General features: G+C 71.5%; 19 protein-coding genes, 2 tRNA genes, 1 other RNA gene and 1 pseudogene. 16 read left to right on the top strand and 7 right to left on the bottom strand.

Features of this window, described 5'->3' with window-relative positions:
* Positions 1–17: 17 nt before the first annotated feature.
* Complete coding sequence (mtnA, locus tag ACFHWS_RS25395) at positions 18–1,007, top strand: S-methyl-5-thioribose-1-phosphate isomerase (RefSeq protein WP_416569254.1); 990 nt, start codon at positions 18–20, stop codon at positions 1,005–1,007.
* A 47-nt stretch (positions 1,008–1,054) separates the two neighbouring features.
* Here mtnA and ACFHWS_RS25390 read toward each other — a convergent pair whose 3' ends face one another.
* Positions 1,055–2,071, bottom strand: coding sequence for a prephenate dehydrogenase (locus ACFHWS_RS25390; RefSeq protein ID WP_416556599.1), 1,017 nt, complete (start codon positions 2,069–2,071; stop codon positions 1,055–1,057).
* 235 nt (positions 2,072–2,306) lie between these two features.
* Here ACFHWS_RS25390 and ACFHWS_RS25385 point away from each other — a divergent pair, with 235 nt between their 5' ends.
* The 4 genes from ACFHWS_RS25385 to ACFHWS_RS25370 all read left to right on the top strand — a co-directional run bounded on the left by ACFHWS_RS25385 (position 2,307) and on the right by ACFHWS_RS25370 (position 4,266).
* Entirely contained in the window at positions 2,307–2,639 is a 333-nt protein-coding gene (locus ACFHWS_RS25385) for a hypothetical protein (RefSeq protein ID WP_416556618.1), read from the top strand.
* A gap of 23 nt (positions 2,640–2,662) precedes the next feature.
* The gene (locus ACFHWS_RS25380) at positions 2,663–2,863 is read left to right on the top strand and encodes a hypothetical protein (RefSeq protein WP_416556600.1); all 201 of its coding nucleotides are present in this window, start codon (positions 2,663–2,665) and stop codon (positions 2,861–2,863) included.
* A gap of 193 nt (positions 2,864–3,056) precedes the next feature.
* Positions 3,057–3,686 (top strand): tRNA adenosine deaminase-associated protein, encoded by a 630-nt coding sequence (locus ACFHWS_RS25375; RefSeq protein WP_416569253.1) that lies wholly within the window; start codon positions 3,057–3,059, stop codon positions 3,684–3,686.
* 106 nt (positions 3,687–3,792) lie between these two features.
* Positions 3,793–4,266 carry a nucleoside deaminase gene (locus ACFHWS_RS25370; protein WP_416556619.1) on the top strand — a complete coding sequence of 158 codons (474 nt, stop codon included), beginning with the start codon at positions 3,793–3,795 and terminating at the stop codon, positions 4,264–4,266.
* Between the two features lie 41 nt (positions 4,267–4,307).
* On the opposite strand, the gene deoD is transcribed toward ACFHWS_RS25370, so the two are convergent.
* Positions 4,308–5,015, bottom strand: coding sequence for a purine-nucleoside phosphorylase (gene deoD / locus ACFHWS_RS25365; RefSeq protein WP_416556602.1), 708 nt, complete (start codon positions 5,013–5,015; stop codon positions 4,308–4,310).
* A gap of 90 nt (positions 5,016–5,105) precedes the next feature.
* On the opposite strand from deoD, the gene ACFHWS_RS25360 reads away from it, so the two are divergent.
* Positions 5,106–5,195: transfer RNA gene (locus ACFHWS_RS25360), tRNA-Ser, on the top strand.
* A 78-nt stretch (positions 5,196–5,273) separates the two neighbouring features.
* On the opposite strand, the gene ACFHWS_RS25355 is transcribed toward ACFHWS_RS25360, so the two are convergent.
* A complete protein-coding gene (locus ACFHWS_RS25355; RefSeq protein WP_416569252.1) occupies positions 5,274–5,555 on the bottom strand; it encodes a hypothetical protein in 282 nt (93 codons plus the stop codon).
* Positions 5,556–5,681: 126 nt separating this feature from the next.
* Entirely contained in the window at positions 5,682–5,900 is a 219-nt protein-coding gene (locus ACFHWS_RS25350) for a hypothetical protein (RefSeq protein ID WP_416556604.1), read from the bottom strand.
* A gap of 329 nt (positions 5,901–6,229) precedes the next feature.
* Here ACFHWS_RS25350 and ACFHWS_RS25345 point away from each other — a divergent pair, with 329 nt between their 5' ends.
* Positions 6,230–6,772, top strand: coding sequence for a hypothetical protein (locus ACFHWS_RS25345; protein WP_416569251.1), 543 nt, complete (start codon positions 6,230–6,232; stop codon positions 6,770–6,772).
* Positions 6,773–6,965: 193 nt separating this feature from the next.
* Here the strand turns inward: ACFHWS_RS25345 and ACFHWS_RS25340 are convergent.
* Positions 6,966–7,050 (bottom strand) — tRNA-Ser (locus tag ACFHWS_RS25340).
* 87 nt (positions 7,051–7,137) lie between these two features.
* Between ACFHWS_RS25340 and ffs the strand changes: the two genes are divergently transcribed.
* From ffs to ACFHWS_RS25295, 9 genes are all read left to right on the top strand, one after another.
* Positions 7,138–7,228, top strand: an RNA gene (gene ffs / locus ACFHWS_RS25335) — signal recognition particle sRNA small type.
* A 109-nt stretch (positions 7,229–7,337) separates the two neighbouring features.
* Positions 7,338–9,719, top strand: a complete 2,382-nt coding sequence (locus ACFHWS_RS25330; RefSeq protein ID WP_416569263.1) for a DNA polymerase III subunit gamma and tau — start codon at positions 7,338–7,340, stop codon at positions 9,717–9,719.
* A gap of 137 nt (positions 9,720–9,856) precedes the next feature.
* The gene (locus tag ACFHWS_RS25325; protein WP_416556621.1) at positions 9,857–10,165 is read left to right on the top strand and encodes a YbaB/EbfC family nucleoid-associated protein; all 309 of its coding nucleotides are present in this window, start codon (positions 9,857–9,859) and stop codon (positions 10,163–10,165) included.
* A gap of 10 nt (positions 10,166–10,175) precedes the next feature.
* A complete protein-coding gene (gene recR, locus ACFHWS_RS25320; RefSeq protein WP_416556606.1) occupies positions 10,176–10,769 on the top strand; it encodes a recombination mediator RecR in 594 nt (197 codons plus the stop codon).
* A gap of 238 nt (positions 10,770–11,007) precedes the next feature.
* Positions 11,008–12,669: an ABC transporter substrate-binding protein gene (locus ACFHWS_RS25315; protein ID WP_416556607.1), complete on the top strand. Its 1,662-nt coding sequence runs from the start codon at positions 11,008–11,010 to the stop codon at positions 12,667–12,669.
* A gap of 140 nt (positions 12,670–12,809) precedes the next feature.
* A complete protein-coding gene (locus ACFHWS_RS25310; RefSeq protein WP_282232636.1) occupies positions 12,810–13,814 on the top strand; it encodes an ABC transporter permease in 1,005 nt (334 codons plus the stop codon).
* Between the two features lie 79 nt (positions 13,815–13,893).
* Positions 13,894–14,865, top strand: a complete 972-nt coding sequence (locus ACFHWS_RS25305) for an ABC transporter permease (RefSeq protein WP_416556608.1) — start codon at positions 13,894–13,896, stop codon at positions 14,863–14,865.
* A gap of 3 nt (positions 14,866–14,868) precedes the next feature.
* Entirely contained in the window at positions 14,869–15,867 is a 999-nt protein-coding gene (locus tag ACFHWS_RS25300; protein ID WP_416569250.1) for an ABC transporter ATP-binding protein, read from the top strand.
* The gene (locus ACFHWS_RS25295; protein WP_281552757.1) at positions 15,864–16,955 is read left to right on the top strand and encodes an ABC transporter ATP-binding protein; all 1,092 of its coding nucleotides are present in this window, start codon (positions 15,864–15,866) and stop codon (positions 16,953–16,955) included. The genes ACFHWS_RS25300 and ACFHWS_RS25295 overlap by 4 nt, the downstream gene beginning before the upstream one ends.
* Positions 16,956–16,995: 40 nt before the next feature.
* Here the strand turns inward: ACFHWS_RS25295 and ACFHWS_RS25290 are convergent.
* Positions 16,996–17,238 (bottom strand): annotated as a pseudogene (locus ACFHWS_RS25290) (hypothetical protein); the annotation flags it as partial.
* Between the two features lie 94 nt (positions 17,239–17,332).
* Entirely contained in the window at positions 17,333–18,043 is a 711-nt protein-coding gene (locus tag ACFHWS_RS25285; RefSeq protein ID WP_416556610.1) for an HNH endonuclease family protein, read from the bottom strand.
* Positions 18,044–18,170 lie beyond the last annotated feature (127 nt).

Here is an 18,170-nt window from a genome sequence, read left to right as displayed (position 1 = left end):
CCGACTAAGGTCGTCGCATGCGGACCATCGACTGGGTCGACGACGCCATCGAGATCATCGACCAGACCGCGTTGCCGGACCGGACCACCGTACTGCGGCTGTCCACCGTCGAGGAGGTGGTCGACGCGATTCGGTCCCTGGCGGTACGCGGCGCGCCGGCGCTCGGCGTTGCCGGTGCACTCGGAGTGGCGCTGGCCAGGCGGCTGCACCACGACGAACCGGACCGGCTGGCCGCCGCCGTCGACCGGCTGCGCACCGCCCGGCCGACCGCGGTCAACCTCGCTCGGGGCGTCGACCGGGCGGCGGCCCGGCTCGCGGAGAGCCCGTCGGCCGTACTCGCCGAAGCAGTGGCCCTACGCGACGAGGAGGAGGCGGCGTCGGTGGCGATGGCCCGGCTCGGGGCCGACCTGCTCGGGCAGCTCTGCCCGCCCCGGTGCCGGCTGCTGACCCACTGCAACACCGGCGCGCTGGCCACGGTTACCGGAGGAACCGCGCTCGGGGTCGTCGTCGAACTGCACCGACGCGGCGGGCTGGAATCGGTGATCGCCAGCGAGACCCGTCCGCTGCTGCAGGGTGCCCGGCTGACCGCCTGGGAACTCGACCGGGCGGGGGTCGACTTCCGGGTCGCCGTTGACGGGGCCGGGCCGTTCCTGATGGCCCGTGGCCGGGTCGACGCGGTCGTCGTGGGCGCCGACCGGATCTGCGCGAACGGCGACACGATCAACAAGATCGGCACGTACGCCCATGCGCTCGGCGCCCGGCGGGCCGGACTGCCGTTCGTGGTGGTCGCTCCCGAATCGACGGTGGATCCGGCGACCGCCACCGGCGCACAGGTCGAGATCGAGGACCGGGGATCCGCCGAGGTGGTCAGTTTCGCCGCTGCCCGGACCACGCCGGCCGGGGCCGGCGCGGTCAACCCCGCCTTCGACGTGACGCCCGCCGACCTGGTGACCGCCGTTGTCACCGACCGCCGGGTGATCCGGCTGGACCGGGGCGAACAAATCTGAGCCGCCGCCGGTAGAAAGCCGGTCCACCGCCGGCCAGCCGGGCCGGGTCAGTCGACCGGCGCCGGCCGGACCGCCGTCACGGTACGTCGGTCCTCGGCCACGGCGGTGATCCAACCGCCGGCCCGCCCCAGCCGCAGCAGCGCGTCCGGCCGGGCCGGCAGCTCCAGCGGCCGGCCCGGCTGTGGTGGCCAGCCGCCCCGGGCCGAACTGCCCGGGGTCAGCCACGGCACCAGAGCCTGCACCGGGTCTTGCGCGTCCAGCGCCGCCCGGGCCGCAGTCAGGGTGGCGAGCACCTCGTCCAGGGCGGCCCGGACCGCCCCGGCGTTGCCGCCGCACATCGCCGCCACCAGCTCCGGCCGGCTGGCTGCGACCCGGGTGCCGTCCCGAAAGGACCCGGCGGCCAACGACCAGGCGAGCGGGTCCGTAACCGCGGTGGCGGCCAGGGCGGTCGCAAGCAGATGTGGTACGTGGCTGATCGCCGCGACGGCCCGGTCGTGCTCCTCGGCGGTGGCCGGTACCACCCGGGCGCCCAGCCCGGTCACTGCTGTCGCCACCGTCAGCCAGTCGTCGACCGAGGTCACCGGCGGCTCCAGGCAGAGCACCCAGGCGCAGCCGGTGAACAGTTTCGGATCGGCGGAGGTGAACCCGGAGGTCTCCCGACCGGCCATCGGATGGCCGCCGACGAACCCGGCGGTCCGGTCGTGCTGGCGGTGCAGCCGCCGGTCGACCAGCCGCCGCACCGGCTCCTTGACCGAGGTGACGTCGGTGACCAGCCCGGAGTAGCCGACCGCGGCGATCTCGTCGAGTACCGGACCCACCGCCGGCAGCGGCACCGCCAGCAGCACCAGATCGGCGTCGGCCACCGCGTCCCGTACCGTCGGGGCGACCTGCCAGCGCGCGCCGGGTGCCGCCCGCGCGGCGGCGGTACGCGCGGTGGCCCGGGTCGCGGGATCGGCGTCGTACCCGAAAACCCGGTGTCCGGCGGCGGCGAACGCGCGCAGCGCCGAGCCGCCGATCAGCCCCAGCCCGATCACCGCCACTCGCACGCGGTGACTCTGCCACATCGAGCCAGGGCGCGGTCGGGCAGCCGTCGTCGGTACGCTGACTTGGCACGTTGGTGGACCGACGCGAGCCGCCGCCCCGGCCGCAGGAGGGAGGGACGAGATGCCGGACCGGCCGATCGACTGGCCCTCACCCGCACCGACCAGCCCGCCGGGTTGGCCCGGTGTGCCGGCCGGCTGGCACCCGCCGGTGGCCGGCTGGGGTTCACCACGTGGGCAGCACCCGTACCCGCCGGGGATGTTTCCGGCCGCGCCCGCATGGCCACCGGCCCCGTCCCGGCCGACCTACCGGGAGCCGCACCCGGTACGCCCGGGAGCCGTCGCGCTCGGGGCGCTGGCCACCGCGCTGTGGCTGCTGCTGACCGGCCTGATCGGCCAGGACCTGCGCGGGTACGCCCTGTCGACGCTGCTCTGCGGCGCACTCGCCTGGGCCGTCGCGATCCTGCTCGCCCGGGTCGGCGACCGGGGCGTGGCGACCGGCATCGCACTCGCCATGTCGGCCGGCTGGAGCATCACGACTGTGGCGCTCGCCACACACTGGGCGGCGACCAGCGACTGGCCACTGTGGTGACCGGCGGTGGGCGGATTCCGGGCTTGACGAACACGGCGGCGGTCGGCACGCTCGGCGGCATGGCCAACACCGGGCACCGGCTCGATTCCGAGCGGAATCGGCGCCGACTGCAAATCCTCGCCGAGCTTGCCGGCGCCAAGCTCGGCCGCGAACGGATCCGGCCCCGTAAGGTCCGAGGGCAGCAGTTGCGCGAGTTGATTGCGGCCCGCCGACTGGTCAACTGACCGAACGCCTCATCTGACCGAACGTCGACGCGCTGTCGCGCGCCCGTCCCTGCCGGTCAGTGACTGTTCGGGGCGTTGCGGGGTCAACGACCGACCTGAGCCGATACCGTCATTCTGACGACAGAATCGGCGGTCACCGACGGCGGCGGGGATGCCGCGCCGCCCGGTAACCGCAGGGACCATTGGGGGGACCGTGCCCTATTTTGCTGCCGCTGCCGTACGCGGCCCGGCCGGTTGGTCCGGCGCCGAGCTCGACCTCGGTGGGGTCGCCGACATCGACGAGGTGATCGACCGGCTCCGTGAGGTCGATGCCGACGCCGAGGTGTCACTGCTGTTCGTCGAATCGGACGACAGTTACCTGGTGATCCTGCGCCTCGACGAGGGCGAGGATCTGCGAATCTTCAGTTCGGACGCCGCGTTCGCCGAGGAGTCGCGGCTGGGCGCGCTGCTGATCGGCGACATCCGTACTCCGGCCGTCGAGGTAGACCTCGAACCGGTCGTGGTCGGTGCCGGCGGCGGCTCGATGTCCGCCGCCGCTGCCGCACCGGCCGGCTCCCGTGCCGGTGGGTACCTGGTCGGCGACCCGTTGGACGACTCCGACGACGTTGACGCGTTGGCCGACGAGGAGGACGACGATGAGCCGGCCGCCGACCCGGACGCGGAGCCGGTCGGGGACGCCGACCTGCTCGCCGATCTCGGCCTGTCGGCCCGACGGCTGCTGGCACTGTGCGCCCGTGACGGCATGCTGCCGGCCGACGTGACCGCCGAGATCTGCCAGACGGTCGGCTGCGGCGACGAAATCGAGGAGTTGCGCGAGGCATGAGGCCGGGCGGGGCGACGGCGTGACCGGGCGGGGCGACGGCGTGACCGGGCGGGGCGACGGCGTGCCGACGGCCCGGCGGCACCGCGACCCGCTGCACGAGAGCTGGATGCGGCGGGCGTTGTCGGTGGCCGGCGGGTCGACCGCCGGCGCCCGCCCGGTCGGTGTGCCGCCCGGCACGGCAGGGGTAACCGTCGGTGCGGCTGACGTGCCGGTCGGTGCGGTCGTCTACGACGCGGCCGGCCACGAACTCGCGGTCGCCCACAACGAACGCGAACTGACCGGCGACCCGACGGCGCACGCCGAGATCCTCGCGCTGCGCCGGGCCGCCGCCCGGCTCGGCCGGTGGCGGCTCGACGGGTGCACCCTGGTGGTCACCCTGGAACCGTGCACCATGTGCGCCGGCGCGGTGGTGCTGGCCCGGATCTCGACCGTGGTCTTCGGCGCGTGGGAGCCGAAGACCGGTGCCGTCGGATCGCTGTGGGACGTCGTGCGCGACCGCCGCCTCAACCACCGGCCGACCGTGTACGCCGGGGTGCTGGCCGACGAGTGCGCCGCTGCGCTGCGGGCGTTCTTTCGCTGAGCCGGGCGGCCCGCCGGTATCGTCGGCCGAACCCGGTGGCGTCAGGCGATCGCGGTGTCCAGTGCGATGCGTACCATCTCGCTGAAGGTCTGCTCCCGGTCGTCCGCGCTCATCTTCTCGCCGGTACGGATGTGGTCGCTCACGGTGAGGATGGTCAATGCGCGGGCCCGGAACCGGGCGGCGATGGTGTACAGCGCCGCAGTCTCCATCTCGACCGCCAGCACCCCGTAGTCGGCCAGCGTGTCGTACAGGTCCGGCCGGTCCGTGTAGAACGAGTCGGCGGCCAGGACCGGGCCGACCCGCAGGTCGACACCGTGCCGGTGGGCCGCGTCGACCGCCGTACGCAGCAGACCGAAGTCCGCCACCGGGGCGTAGTCGACCAGCCCGGCGAACCGCACCCGGTTCATGTTCGAGTCGGTCGACGATCCATTGGCCGCGATCACGTCCCGCAGTTGCAGATCCTCGGCCAGCGCGCCACAGGAGCCGACCCGGATCAGCGTCCGGACCCCGTACTCGTTGATCAGCTCGTGGGCGTAGATCGACGCCGACGGCATGCCCATTCCCGACCCCTGCACCGACACTCGCGTCCCGGCGTATCGGCCGGTGAAGCCGAACATGCCGCGCACGTTCGAGTAGCAGGTGGCGTCCTCGAGGAAGTTCTCGGCGATCCACTTGGCGCGCAGCGGGTCTCCGGGCATGAGGACCCGCTCGGCGATGTCGCCGGGCTTGGCTCCGATATGCGTGCTCATGGCCATGATCCTGCCAGTGCGGCCGGTGCTGCCCACGCTCGGGCGGTACCGCCGTGACGGTCGGCAGGCGCTTCAGGTAGCCTACTCGGCGGTGGTGTGTCCGAGTGGCCTAAGGAGCACGCCTCGAAAGCGTGTGAGGGTTCACGCCCTCCGCGGGTTCAAATCCCGCCGCCACCGCCACTGAGCAGGCAACCATCCTGCTAGTTGAACGCCCGGCAGGTCCGCGAGGATCGGCCGGGCGTTTCGGCGCACCGGTCCTCATCGGTCGGCGATCAGCTCGACGACGGCGCTGGCGATCCGGTCGATCGCCGCAGAGTCGGCCAGCAGGGCGTCGACCCGCTCGTCAGCGGCCGGTCCACCACCGGGTGGCCGGTCCATCTCCTCGGCACCCGTGCCGGCGGCGAACTCCTCGAGCAGCCGGCTCTTCCCGACGCCGGCCTCACCGCCGAGGAAGACCGTCGCGGCGGCACCGCCCGCCGCCTCGGTCAGCAGTCCGGTCAGCCGGGGCGTGCTCCGCGGCGCGGCCGATGAAAGAGCCACCCGCGCCGCCGCGTGCCACATCGTATTCGGTGGCCGATGCCGACTCGGTGGTCACGGAGGATTCCGGTCCGGTCGGCTGGACGCGATGGGGACGCGATGGTGTGCCGTTGCGCTGTGTCGTCTGGGCTAACGACAATCGTCGCGGTCATCCGGCTCCGGAATCGATTCCACGGTACGACGGCGGTCGTCGACGTTCTCGGCCAACTCGTCAGGGTCCGCACCGCCGGCCACAGCGGCCTGCCGCGCCGCGCCGAACTCGGCGGCGAGTAGTTCGATCATCCGTCGTCGGGTTTCGGCTGGTAGCCCTTCATCTGGCACCGGTCCGCCGGATCGATCGTCGATCATCGAGACCTCAGTGCATCGATGGTCTTCCCTGTCTTCTGTGCTGCAGGTCTGACTGACGTGACCTGACCCGGCGGCTGGGTCCGATGCTGATACTCCAGGCGAAGAGCTGTGCGAACGCTGCTGGCCGGTCCCATGCCGGTAGCAGCGACGAAATCTGCTGAGTAGGCTCATGAACCGCTACGCTCCATCGACGCGACACGCCGGAGACGGTCAGCTGAGACGCATCCGATCAGGTGCCTGCAGTCGCCGGTGGCCCGATCTCGTGAAGCCGGCTGAGAATGGTGGGCTTAAAGTCGACCGGTGTGGAGTGGGGCGAGTCGCGCATTAGGGTGTCGATCTGGTTAGCCGTCGGCGGTGCGCTGCTGGTGCCGGCTGCGGCTCTCACCAGGGCGGCTGGGTACCGGTCCCTGGGCGATGGCGCATCGAGGGCGGCGACCAACGCAGAGTTGTTCGATCTGGCGGCGGTGCACCATCGGACCGCGTGGTGCGCCTTGCTACTGGCGAGTATGGGCGTGACCGCCGCACTGGTCGGCCTGCTGCTGCTGACCGGGCCCGGCGAGGTGGTGGCCAATCCTCGGTTGCTGGGCTGGGCGGTGGTCAGTGTGCTGATAGCTGGCTACCTCTGCTGGCTGGCGGTCCAGGCGTTCCTGCCCACCGACGGGCTCCAGGAGCTCATCGTGGCGGATGCCGTGCCGACGCAACGGCGGGTTCTCGCGCTGGTCGAGAGTGCTCGGACGTACCCCTACCCGGTGATCGGTCGCACCGGCGGGCTAGCGGCGACGGCCTGGGCCGCCGTACATGTGTGGGTTGTGGCGCGACTGCCAGTGGTGCACCGATTCCGCCGCAGACCAGGTAGCGACCCTTGCCATTGAACCTCGGCAGGCGTAGCCGCTCGACCAGGCAACGGGGTCTCCTGCGACACAGGCCATTCGCGGAATGATTCTGAACGTCGGTGGCTGACCTCGTCGTGTAGCGGCAGGGAGCGTCCCAGACGCCGAGGCGTGCGAACGCCGCTGGCCGGTCCCGTCTCGGGACCGGCCAGCGGCGTTGTGGCTGCTCAGTGAGCGGAGGATACGAGATTCGAACTCGTGAGGGTGTGAACCCAACACGCTTTCCAAGCGTGCGCCCTAGGCCTCTAGGCGAATCCTCCGCCCGACACGATACAGGCTGCGGACGTGGCGGTCAGCACGGGCCGGGGTCGCCGACGGCCGCCCACCGCCCGGGGTACAGTGGGGCCAACCCCTCGTGCGGCGTGCATCTCGTGAACCTCCCCAGGGCCGGAAGGCAGCAAGGATAAGCGAGCTCTGGCGGGTGCACGGGGGGCCTTTCGTCTCCGGGCCGGCCGGGGGACCTGCCCCCGGGGTGGCGGTCGCCGGCCCGCCCGCGCAGAATGGCTCCCGGCGTGGAACCCTGCCTGGTCGGAAGGAGGCGGTGAGGGTGGCACTGGCGCTCTACCGCAAGTACCGGCCGAGGACGTTCGCCGAGGTCATCGGCCAGGAGCACGTCACCGAGCCGTTGTCGCAGGCGTTGCGGACCGGGCGGCTCAACCACGCGTACCTCTTCTCCGGGCCGCGCGGGTGCGGCAAGACCTCCAGCGCCCGAATCCTGGCCCGCTCGCTCAACTGCGAGCAGGGGCCGACGCCGGAGCCGTGCGGCAAGTGCGACTCGTGCCGCGCCCTGGCCGCCGACGGCAGCGGCTCGATCGACGTTATCGAGATCGACGCGGCCAGCCACGGCGGCGTCGACGACGCCCGTGAGCTGCGCGAACGCGCCTTCTTCGCGCCGGCCAGCAGCCGGTTCAAGATCTACGTCATCGACGAGGCGCACATGGTCTCGTCGGCCGGCTTCAACGCGCTGCTCAAGCTGGTCGAGGAGCCGCCGGACTATGTCAAGTTCATCTTCGCCACCACCGAGCCGGAGAAGGTCCTCGGCACGATCAAGTCGCGGACCCACCACTACCCGTTTCGGCTGATCCCGCCGGGGGTGCTGCGGCCGTACCTGGAGCAGCTCTGCTCCGCCGAGGGTGTCAAGGTCGACCCGGCGGTCTTCCCGCTGGTGGTGCGGGCCGGCGGCGGTAGCGCCCGGGACAGCCTGTCGGTGCTCGACCAGCTGATCGCCGGTGCCGGCCCGGAGGGGGTCAGCTACCCGCGGGCGGTGGCCCTGCTCGGCGTCACCGACAGCGCACTGCTGGACGAGATGTGTGACGCCCTCGCCGCTGGCGACGGTGCCGCCGCCTACGCAACCGTCGACCGGGTCGCCGAGGCCGGGCACGACCCCCGCCGGTTCGCCTCCGACCTGTTGGAGCGGTTGCGGGACCTGATCGTGCTGCAGCAGGTGCCGGACGCGGTCAGCAAAGGGCTGATCGACGGGCCGCCCGACCAGATCGACCGGATGACCGCCCAGGCCGAGCGGCTCGGCCCGGCGACCCTGTCACGGTGCGCCGACACCGTGCACAACGGCCTGGTGGAGATGCGCGGCACCACCGCGCCCCGGCTGCTGCTGGAGCTGGTCTGCGCTCGGATGCTGCTGCCCGGGGCCGAGGAGTCGACCGGGGCGCTGCTGCAGCGGATGGAGCGGATGGAGCGTCGGCTGGCAGCCGGCGTACCAATGGCTGCTGCTGCGCCGGTGGCCTCCGCTCCCGCTGCCGCGCCGACCGCCGGCCCCGCCGTGGCACCGGCCGGACCACCAGCCGCCGCGCCGCCTCCCGCTGAAATGCCGGCCGCGCCGCCGGCGGTTGAGCGACCACCGGCCGCCGCGCCGGCCGTACCGCCGGAAGCGGTGATGCCCGACCCGGCCGACGCCGAGCCGCAGCCGGCCCCGGCCGCGCCGGGCGCGCTCGACGCGGCAACCGTCCGGCGGTCCTGGGACCAGATCCTCGCCATGGTCGGCAACCGGAGCAAGCGGGCCGCCGCGGTGGTCCGCGAGGCGACGGTACGCGAGGTCGACGGTGACGTGCTGGTGCTCACCTTCCGGCACAGCGTGCACGCCACCATGCTGTCCGCCTCGCCGGACCTGCTGCTCGAAGCCATCTACGAGACGCTCGGGGTTCGGTGGCAGATCCGCTGCGAGACCGCCGGTGCGGCGTCCGGTCCGGCCCGGGCCAGCTCGGCCCGGTCGGGCCCGGTGCCACCCGCCGCCGGCCCACCTGCCAACGGTCCGGCCACCGCAGGCCCGCCGGCCGCCACCCGGTCGGCTGCGGCCAGCGCCGCCCGCGCGGCGGCTTCGGGTAGCGGGGCTGCCGGCCGGCCGGGTGCGAGCCGCCCCGGTGGTCGCCAGCCGGCCGGCGGCGGTGACGACTCCGACTGGCCCGAACCGGCCCGACCGGGCGGCGGCAACGCCCCGCCGGTGAACGACGGCCCGTCCGGTGGTGGCCCACCGCCGGGCGGCATCCGGCAGGCCGCTAACGGTGCCCGACCGGGTGGTGGGGGCGCGTCCACCGGCCCTGGGCCGGGGCAACGGCCGGCACCGACGCAGCAGAGCGGCCCGGGGCAGCAGAACGGCCCGGCGTCGCGGTCGGTCGGTCGGCCGGCGACCGCGACGGCTGGCCGACCGGCACCGTCGGCGGGGGGCGGTGTCTGGGCCGACGGGTCGTCCGCCGAGGAGCCGCCGTACGACCCGGACTACGACGGGCCGGTGCGGTCCGGCGCCGCGTCCGGGCCGCCGCGCGGCCCCGTCTACGAGGGCTTCGACCCGGGTGACGAGCCGCTGGACGAGGTGGTGGACGAGCAGACCGCCCGGCAGAGCAGCGAGGAGCAGGCGATGCAGTTGCTGCGTCAGGCGCTTGGCGCGGAGAAGATCGGCGAGATCGATTCGCGGTGACCGAGACCGATTCGCGGTGACCAGGTGTGCGGCTTCCGTGCCGGGCGCTGCTGATCCGGCGGGACGGACTAGGCTGGCCACGGTCCGGCCACACTGATCGAAGGAGCGGTGCCGTGCGCCCCGGTGGACAGCCCAACATGCAGCAGATGCTGAAGCAGGCGCAGAAGATGCAGCAGCAGATGGCGACCGCCCAGGCCGAGCTGGCCGAGGCGGAGGTCACCGGCGCGGCCGGCGGGGGCCTTGTCACGGTGACCCTTTCCGGCGTCGGTGAGATCCGGTCCATCAAGATCGACCCCAAGGCGGTGGACCCGGCGGACGTGGAGACGCTGGAGGATCTGGTGCTGGCCGCGGTCCGTAACGGCAACGACGAGGTCCGCAAGCTGACCGAGGAGAAGATGGGCCCGGTCACGGGCGGCCTCGGCGGTCTCGGGCTACCCGGGTTCTGAGCCGCCGCAGATGTACGAAGGCGCTATCCAGGACCTGATCGACGAGCTGGGCCGGCTGCCCGGCGTGGGGCCGAAGAGCGCCCAGCGGATCGCGTTCCACATTCTCTCCGCCGACCCGGCGGACGTCACCCGGCTGGTAACCGCGCTACGCCGGGTGAAGGACCTGGTCAAGTTCTGCACGGTGTGTTTCAACGTGGCGGAGACCGAGCACTGTCGGATCTGCCGCGACCAGCGGCGCAACGACGACGTGCTGTGTGTGGTCGAGGAGCCGAAGGACGTCGTGGCGATCGAGCGCACCGGTGAGTTCCGGGGACGCTACCACGTGCTCGGTGGGGCGATCAATCCGTTGGAGGGGGTCGGCCCGGACAACCTGCGGATCCGGGAGCTGATGCTGCGATTGGGCTCGGGGACGGTCAAAGAGCTGATCCTGGCCACCGACCCGAACACCGAGGGCGAGGCGACCGCGACCTACCTTGCGCTGCTGGTGAAGCCGATGGGGATCGCGGTGTCCCGGTTGGCCAGTGGCCTGCCGGTCGGCGGCGACCTGGAGTACGCCGACGAGATTACCCTGGGCAGGGCGTTCGAAGGCCGGCGCTCGGTCTGACACCGGGCCGGCGAAACACGCGAAACATGTAACAACTTGGTATAGCTCAATTCTGGACATATCTGACCTATCATCGGCGCTGTAAGGTCCGATCGTCGTTGACGGGACAGTTAAGACACGATCCGGTACCAACCGCGTTCCGGCTGGTTTCCGGTCGCGCCAAACGCCGGCTATGGTCTCGCCATCGGTGACCCCCGTCACTACGTTGTCCGTACCCAAAGGACGAGGTGAAGCACCCATGCGTGCACCCAGGCCGAAGGCCGCCATCGCGGCCGTCGCGGTCGCGGCGCTTGCCCTAGCCGGCTGCGCCGAGAGCGAGCGTGACGACTCCGGCGATTCCAGCGATGCCACCCTGGTCTTCGGCGTAGCCGGTGACCCGAAGGTCCTCGACCCCAGCTTCGCCAGCGACGGCGAGTCGCTGCGGGTGGCCCGGCAGATGTTCGAGACCCTGGTCCGTCCCGAGGAGGGCGGTACGGCGATCACCCCCGGTCTGGCCGAGAGCTGGACCCCGGACGAGTCCGGCACGGTGTGGACGTTCAAGCTGAAGTCCGGCGTCAAGTTCCACGACGGCACCGACTTCAACGCCGAGGCGGTCTGCGTCAACTTCGACCGCTGGTACAACGCGACCGGCCTGATGCAGAGCCCCGACGTCACCGCCTACTGGCAGGACGTGATGGGCGGCTTCGCCAACAACGAGAGCGAAGACCTGCCGGAAAGCCTGTTCGAGTCGTGCACCGTGGTCGACGACACCACCGTGGACCTGGCCTTCACCCGGGTGTCCAGCAAGATCCCGGCGGCCCTGATGCTGCCGTCGTTCTCCATCCACTCGCCGACGGCGCTGCAGGAGCACAACGCCAGCGACGTGACCGGCAGCGCCGACGACATCTCCTACCCGGCGTACGCGTTGGAGCACCCCACCGGCACCGGGCCGTTCAAGTTCGACAGCTGGGACATCGCCAACAAGACCCTCACCCTGGTCCGCAACGACGACTACACCGGTGAGAAGGCGAAGGTCAAGACGCTGATCTTCCGGACCATCTCCGACGAGAACGCCCGTAAGCAGGAGCTGCGCAACGGCGGCATCCAGGGCTACGACCTGGTCGGCCCGGCCGACGTGCAGCCGCTCAAGGACGACGGCTTCAACGTGCTCACCCGTCCGGCGTTCAACGTTCTCTACCTGGCGATGAACCAGCAGGGCAACCCGGCGCTGGCCGACATCCGGGTCCGGCAGGCGATCGCCCACGCGCTGAACCGTCAGGCGCTGGTCGACTCGAAGATGCCGCCGGGTGCCGAGGTCGCCACCCAGTTCGTCCCGCCGACCGTCGAGGGCTGGAACTCCGGCGTCACCACCTACGACTACGACGTGGCCAAGGCCAAGGAGCTGCTGGCCGACGCCGGCCACTCGGACCTCACGCTGCGGTTCCACTACCCGACCGAGGTCACCCGGCCGTACATGCCGAACCCGAAGGACATCTTCGAGCTGCTCGCCGCCGACCTGCGGGAAGCCGGTATCACCGTCGAACCGATCCCGCTGAAGTGGTCGCCGGACTACCTCAACGCCACCACCTCCGGCAACGCGCACGACCTGCACCTGCTCGGCTGGACCGGTGACTACGGCGACGCGTACAACTTCATCGGCACGTTCTTCGACCGGCCCAAGGACGAGTGGGGCTACGACAACCCGGACCTGTTCGCCAAGTTCGCCGAGGCCGACGGCACCGCCGACATCGAGGCCCGCTACGAGCTTTACAGGGGCATCAACGCCGAGATCATGGAGTTCCTGCCGGGTGTGCCGGTCTCGCACTCCCCGCCGGCGATCGTCTTCGCCGAGGACGTGATCGGGGTGCAGGCCAGCCCGCTCACCGACGAGCGGTTCGCCACCGCCGAGTTCAAGTCCTGAAATCCACGAGTGCACTAGCGAAAATCCACGAGTGAACTAGCGAACGGAACGAGGGCGGGCGTCGGCCGCCACCCGGGCCACCAGTCCGGGTGGCGGCGGCGCCCGCCCACGCGACCCTCCACACCCCCTGCCGAGGCACCGTGTTCCGCTTCATCGTCCGACGACTGCTCCAACTCGTACCCACGCTGTTCGGCCTCTCCTTGCTGCTGTTCATCTGGCTGCACCGACTGCCCGGCGGCCCGGAGTCCGCGATCCTCGGTGAACGCGGCACCCCGGAGATGCGCGCGGCGATCCGTCGCAACCTCGGGCTCGACGAGCCGATCCTGATCCAGTACGGCCGGTTCATGAAGCGGCTGCTGCAGCTCGACCTTGGCACCTCGATCTCCACGAAACGTGAGGTCACCACCGAGTTCCTGCAACGCTTCCCGGGCACCGTCGAGCTGACCGCCGCCGCCATGCTGATCGCGATCGGCGTCGGCATCCCGCTCGGCTACCTGGCCGCCCGCCGCCGCGGGACCCTGCTCGACCACGGATCGGTCGCCGGATCGCTGATCGGCATCTGCGTCCCGGTCTTCTTTCTGGCGTACGTGCTGAAGGCGATCTTCGCGGTGAACCTCGGCTGGTTCCCGTCCAGCGGCCGGCAGGACCCCCGCATCGACGCCACCCGGGTGACCAACTTCTTCGTGCTGGACGGACTGCTGACCCGGGAGTGGGATGCCTCGCTCAACGCGCTGTGGCACCTGGTGCTGCCAGGGTTGGCCCTGGCCAGCATTCCGCTGGCGATCATCGTCCGGATCACCCGGGCCAGCGTGCTGGAGGTGCTCGGCGAGGACTTCGTCCGTACCGCCCAGGCCAAGGGCCTGACCGGCCGGGTGATCCGCCGCCGGCACGTGCTGCGCAACGCGATGCTGCCGGTGGCCACCAGCATCGGCCTGCTCACCGGTGGGCTGCTGTCCGGTGCGGTGCTCACCGAGACCGTGTTCGCCTTCGGCGGCATCGGAGCGTTCGTCGCCGACGCCATCAGCCAGCGGGACTACCCCGTACTGCAGGGCTTCATTTTGATCATCGCGTTGGTCTACGTACTGGTGAACCTGTTGGTCGACATCTCCTACACCTTCATCGACCCGAGAGTGCGGGTCCGGTGAGCGGGCGGTTGACCGGTAGTACGGGGTGGACAGGACTGCGGCGAGCGTGGCCCGCAGCCGCGCGGACGGAGGCGGCCCGATGAGTGACCTACTGAGCCCGGGGCGGAAGAAGGCGAAGCTGGACCGGCTCGCCGAGCTCTCCGCGGCGCACGACGACGAGCGCGGTGTCAGCCTCTGGCAGGAGGCGTTCCGCCGGCTGCGCCGCAACCCGGCGGCGATCGTCGGCACCGTCATCCTCGGCGTCTTCCTGCTGGTCGCCCTGGTCGGCCCGTTCCTGGTGCCGTACGATCCGGCGGCGCAGCTGTGGAAGGACGAGATCCGCGAGGCGCAGGCCTTCTACCCGGGGCCGCGCGCGGCCAACTGGTTCGGCGTGGACCACCTCGGCCGCGACGAGTTCAGCCGGATGATCGTCGGCGCCCGGCAGACCCTGCTGGTCGGCGTCGTCGCCACCATGATCGGGCTGACCGTCGGCACGCTGATCGGTGGCCTCGCCGGCGCCGCCGCCGGCCTCGGCGGGCGGTGGGGCCGCTGGGTGGACACCGTACTGATGCGGATCGTCGACATGCTGCTGGCGCTGCCCAGCCTGCTGCTGGCGATCAGCATCGCGGCGCTGCTCGGGGCCAGCCTGACCACCGTCATGATCGCGGTCGGCATGGTCTCGGTGCCGATCTTCGCCCGGCTGCTGCGCGGCTCGATGCTCGCCCAGTCGAACAGCGACTACGTCCTCGCCGCCACCTCCCTGGGGGTCCGGCGAAGCAAGGTGGCGCTGACCCACATCCTGCCGAACTCACTCGCCCCGGTGATCGTGCAGTCCACGCTCACCCTGGCCACCGCGATCATCGAGGTGGCCGCGCTGTCGTTCCTGGGGCTGGGCAACCCGGACGCGTCGATCCCGGAGTGGGGGGTGATGCTGGCCGACGCGCAGCGCTACCTGGACGCCGCGCCCCGGCTGGCGATCCTGCCCGCGCTGGGCATCATCATCACCGCGTTGGGCTTCACCCTGTTGGGCGAGGCGATGCGCGAAGCCCTCGACCCGAAACTGCGGAAGTGAGCCATGGCGCTGCTCGACGTGGATGAACTGGCGGTCACCTTCGCCCGGCGGGGGCAGCGGACCGTGCACGCGGTCGACGGGGTGTCCTTCTCGGTCGACGCCGGTGAGGTGACCGGGCTGGTCGGCGAGTCCGGCTGCGGCAAGAGCGTCACCTCATTGGCCATCATGGGGTTGCTGCCGGCCGGCAAGGGCGTGCGGGTCCAGGGCAAGGCCGCGTTCGACGGCACCGACCTGCTGCAGCTCGATCCCCGGGCGATGCGGGACGTACGCGGCCGCGACGTGGCGATGATCTTCCAGGATCCGCTCTCCTCGCTGAACCCGGTGGTACCGATCGGTGTGCAGGTCACCGAGGTGCTGGTCCGGCACCGGGGAATGCGCGGCGAGGCCGCCCGGCTCGAGGCCGAGCATCTGCTGGACCGGGTCGGCATTCCGGACCCCACCCGCCGGTTGAAGGAGTACCCGCACCAGCTCTCCGGTGGGATGCGGCAGCGGGCGCTGATCGCGATGGCGGTCGCCTGCCAACCCCGGCTGCTGATCGCCGACGAGCCGACGACCGCGCTGGACGTGACGATCCAGGCGCAGATCCTGGAACTGCTCAAGGACCTGGTCCGCGAGTCCGGCACCGCACTGGTGATGATCACCCACGATCTGGGGGTGGTTGCCGGCATGTGCGACACGATCAACGTGCTGTACGGCGGTCGGGTGGTCGAGACAGCCCGCCGCCGACCCCTGTTCGTGGCGCCGCGCCACCCGTACACGGTGGGCCTGCTCGGCTCGATTCCCCGGCTCGACGCGGGCCACGGCCAGCGACTGCGACCCATCCCCGGCTCGGTCCGGGACCTGCTGCCCTGGCTGGACGGCTGTGCCTTCGCGCCGCGCTGCGCCCGCCAGGTGGACGCCTGCCTCGGCGCCGCGCCGCAGCTGCGCCGGGAGCCGGACGGGCACGCGTTCCGCTGCGTCAACCCGCCCGAGACCGACGACACGGTGGAGGCCGCCCGGTGAATGAGCCACTGGTCGAGGTCCGCGACCTCAAGGTGCACTTTCCGATCACCCGGGGCGTCCTGCTGGACCGGGTCGTCGGGCACGTCCGAGCGGTCGACGGGGTGGACCTGCGGATCGCCCGGGGCGAGACGTACGGCCTGGTGGGCGAGTCAGGCTGCGGCAAGTCGACGCTCGGCCGGGCCATCCTGCAGCTGACCCCGCCGACCGGCGGCGAGGTGGTCTTCGACGGAGTGACGTTGAACCGGCTGCCGGCGGCCAAACTCCGCACCATGCGCCGCCGCTTCCAGATGATCTTCCAGGACCCGATGTCCAGCCTGGACCCCCGGCAGAACGTCGAGTCGATCCTCGTCGAAGGGCTGCAGGCGCACGACATCGGCGCCGACCGCACCGAGCGCCGACGAATTGTCGGCGAAGCGCTCGACGCGGTCGGCCTGCCCCGCTGGGCGCTGTCCCGCTACCCGCACGAGTTCTCCGGTGGCCAACGGCAACGGATCGGCATCGCCCGCGCGCTGGTCCTCGGTCCGGAGCTGATTGTCGCCGACGAACCGGTCTCCGCCCTGGACGTGTCGATCCAGGCCCAGGTGATCAACCTGCTCGACGAGCTGCAGATCGAACGCGGCCTCACCTACCTGGTGATCGCCCACGATCTGGCGGTGGTCCGCCACATCTCGGACACCATCGGGGTGATGTACCTCGGCGCGCTGGTCGAGGAGGCACCCGGGGACCAGCTCTACCGCGAGCCGCTGCACCCGTACACCCGGGCGTTGCTGTCGGCCGTGCCGGTGCCGGACCCGGAGGTGGAGGACCGCCGGGAGCGGATCCTGCTGGCCGGGGACCTGCCGTCGCCGGCGAACCCGCCGGCCGGCTGCCGATTCCACACCCGGTGCCCGTGGGCGCAGCCGACCCGCTGCGCCGACGAGCGGCCCGTGCTGCGCGAGATTGGCCCGTCCCGGGTGGCCTGCCACTGGGCCGAGCAGATCGCCGCCGGGTCGCTGCGCCCACACCGGACGAGTCCGGAAGCGGTCGCCCCCGCCGGTGCCGGCACCGCGCCGGCCACCGTCTCCGCCCCGCACGAACCGCTGCCGTAGCCGTTCGCGCGAGCCGCTGCCGTACGGGTTGTCCGCAGTTTCAGCCGTCCGGGCGGTGCAGCAGGCCGACCGCGATGGCGTGTACGGCGTCCAGGCCGGCCGGGTCGGCCAGGTCGGCCCGGCCGCCGGTCACCACGTACCACTCCGCGGCGTCCTTGTACTGCACGCGGAGGGTGACCTGGCCGGCGGCGAACTCGGTGCGCAGCGTCAACTCGCCGGTGATCACACCGACCTCGTCGGTCATCACCCCGCCCGGCCCGGTGACGATGTCCCGGGTACGGCTCGACTCCACCGGCTCGCCCATGGTCAGCTCCTGTCCTCTCATCGGCCACCCGTACCGCCGTCACCGACCGGTCGGTGTCAACGACCGGTCGCGGTCACGGACAGGTGGTCAGCATGTCAGCCAGCGCCGCCTTCTCCGGCTCGGTGACCGACAGCTCCCAGTAGTGCTTGACCGTGATCCAGTCCTGGGCGTACTGGCACCAGTAGTCCCGGTTCGGTGGCTTCCACTGCGACGGGTCCTGGTCACCCTTTGCCCGGTTGGTCGACGCGGAGACCGCGATCAACTGCGGGCGGTCCAGGTCGTTGGCGAACTCGCGGCGCTGGTCGTCGTCCCACTCGTCGGCACCGGAGCGCCAGGCGTTGGCCAGCGGGACGATGTGGTCGATGTCGAGGTCGCCGGGGTCGGTGAAGGACTCGCCGTCAAACGCGCTGAGCCACTGTCCGCCGACCACGTTGCAGCCGTCCAGCTCGATCGCCGTGCCGTCGCGTTCCAGGACGGTGTCCCGCACGTCGCAGTTGCTGCCGGCGGAGCTCCAGTGCGGGAAGTGGTCCCGGCTGTAGCCCCGCATGTCACCGGCGGACGCCACGGTCAACTGGTCGAGCAGCGCGGACGCCTGATCAGCGGAGCCGTCGCCGGAGCCGTCTGCCGACCCGCCGGGCGGCGTGGCGGTGGGGGAGCCGAGGGTGATGTCGACGGACCCGCAGCCGGCGGTCGCGACGAGCGCCAGGGCGGCGGCTACCGCGACCGCCGCCCGGCGCGGATCGAATCGGATGGTCCAGGGACGCTGTCGAAAAGGGGTTCGCACCTGCTTAGCTTGCGGGTGCCGGGCGGTCAGCGCCAGGCACCCGCCGTTCCGGCGTTTCGCCGGAACCTAAGAGCGACCGGCAATAGGGTCCAAGATCCGGACATGCGGGTACCTGGAAGTAGTAGGC

The organism is Micromonospora sp. LOL_013, assembly GCF_048060315.1.
Taxonomy (GTDB): domain Bacteria; phylum Actinomycetota; class Actinomycetes; order Mycobacteriales; family Micromonosporaceae; genus Micromonospora_E.
This window is presented reverse-complemented; position numbering and strand designations above follow the sequence as displayed.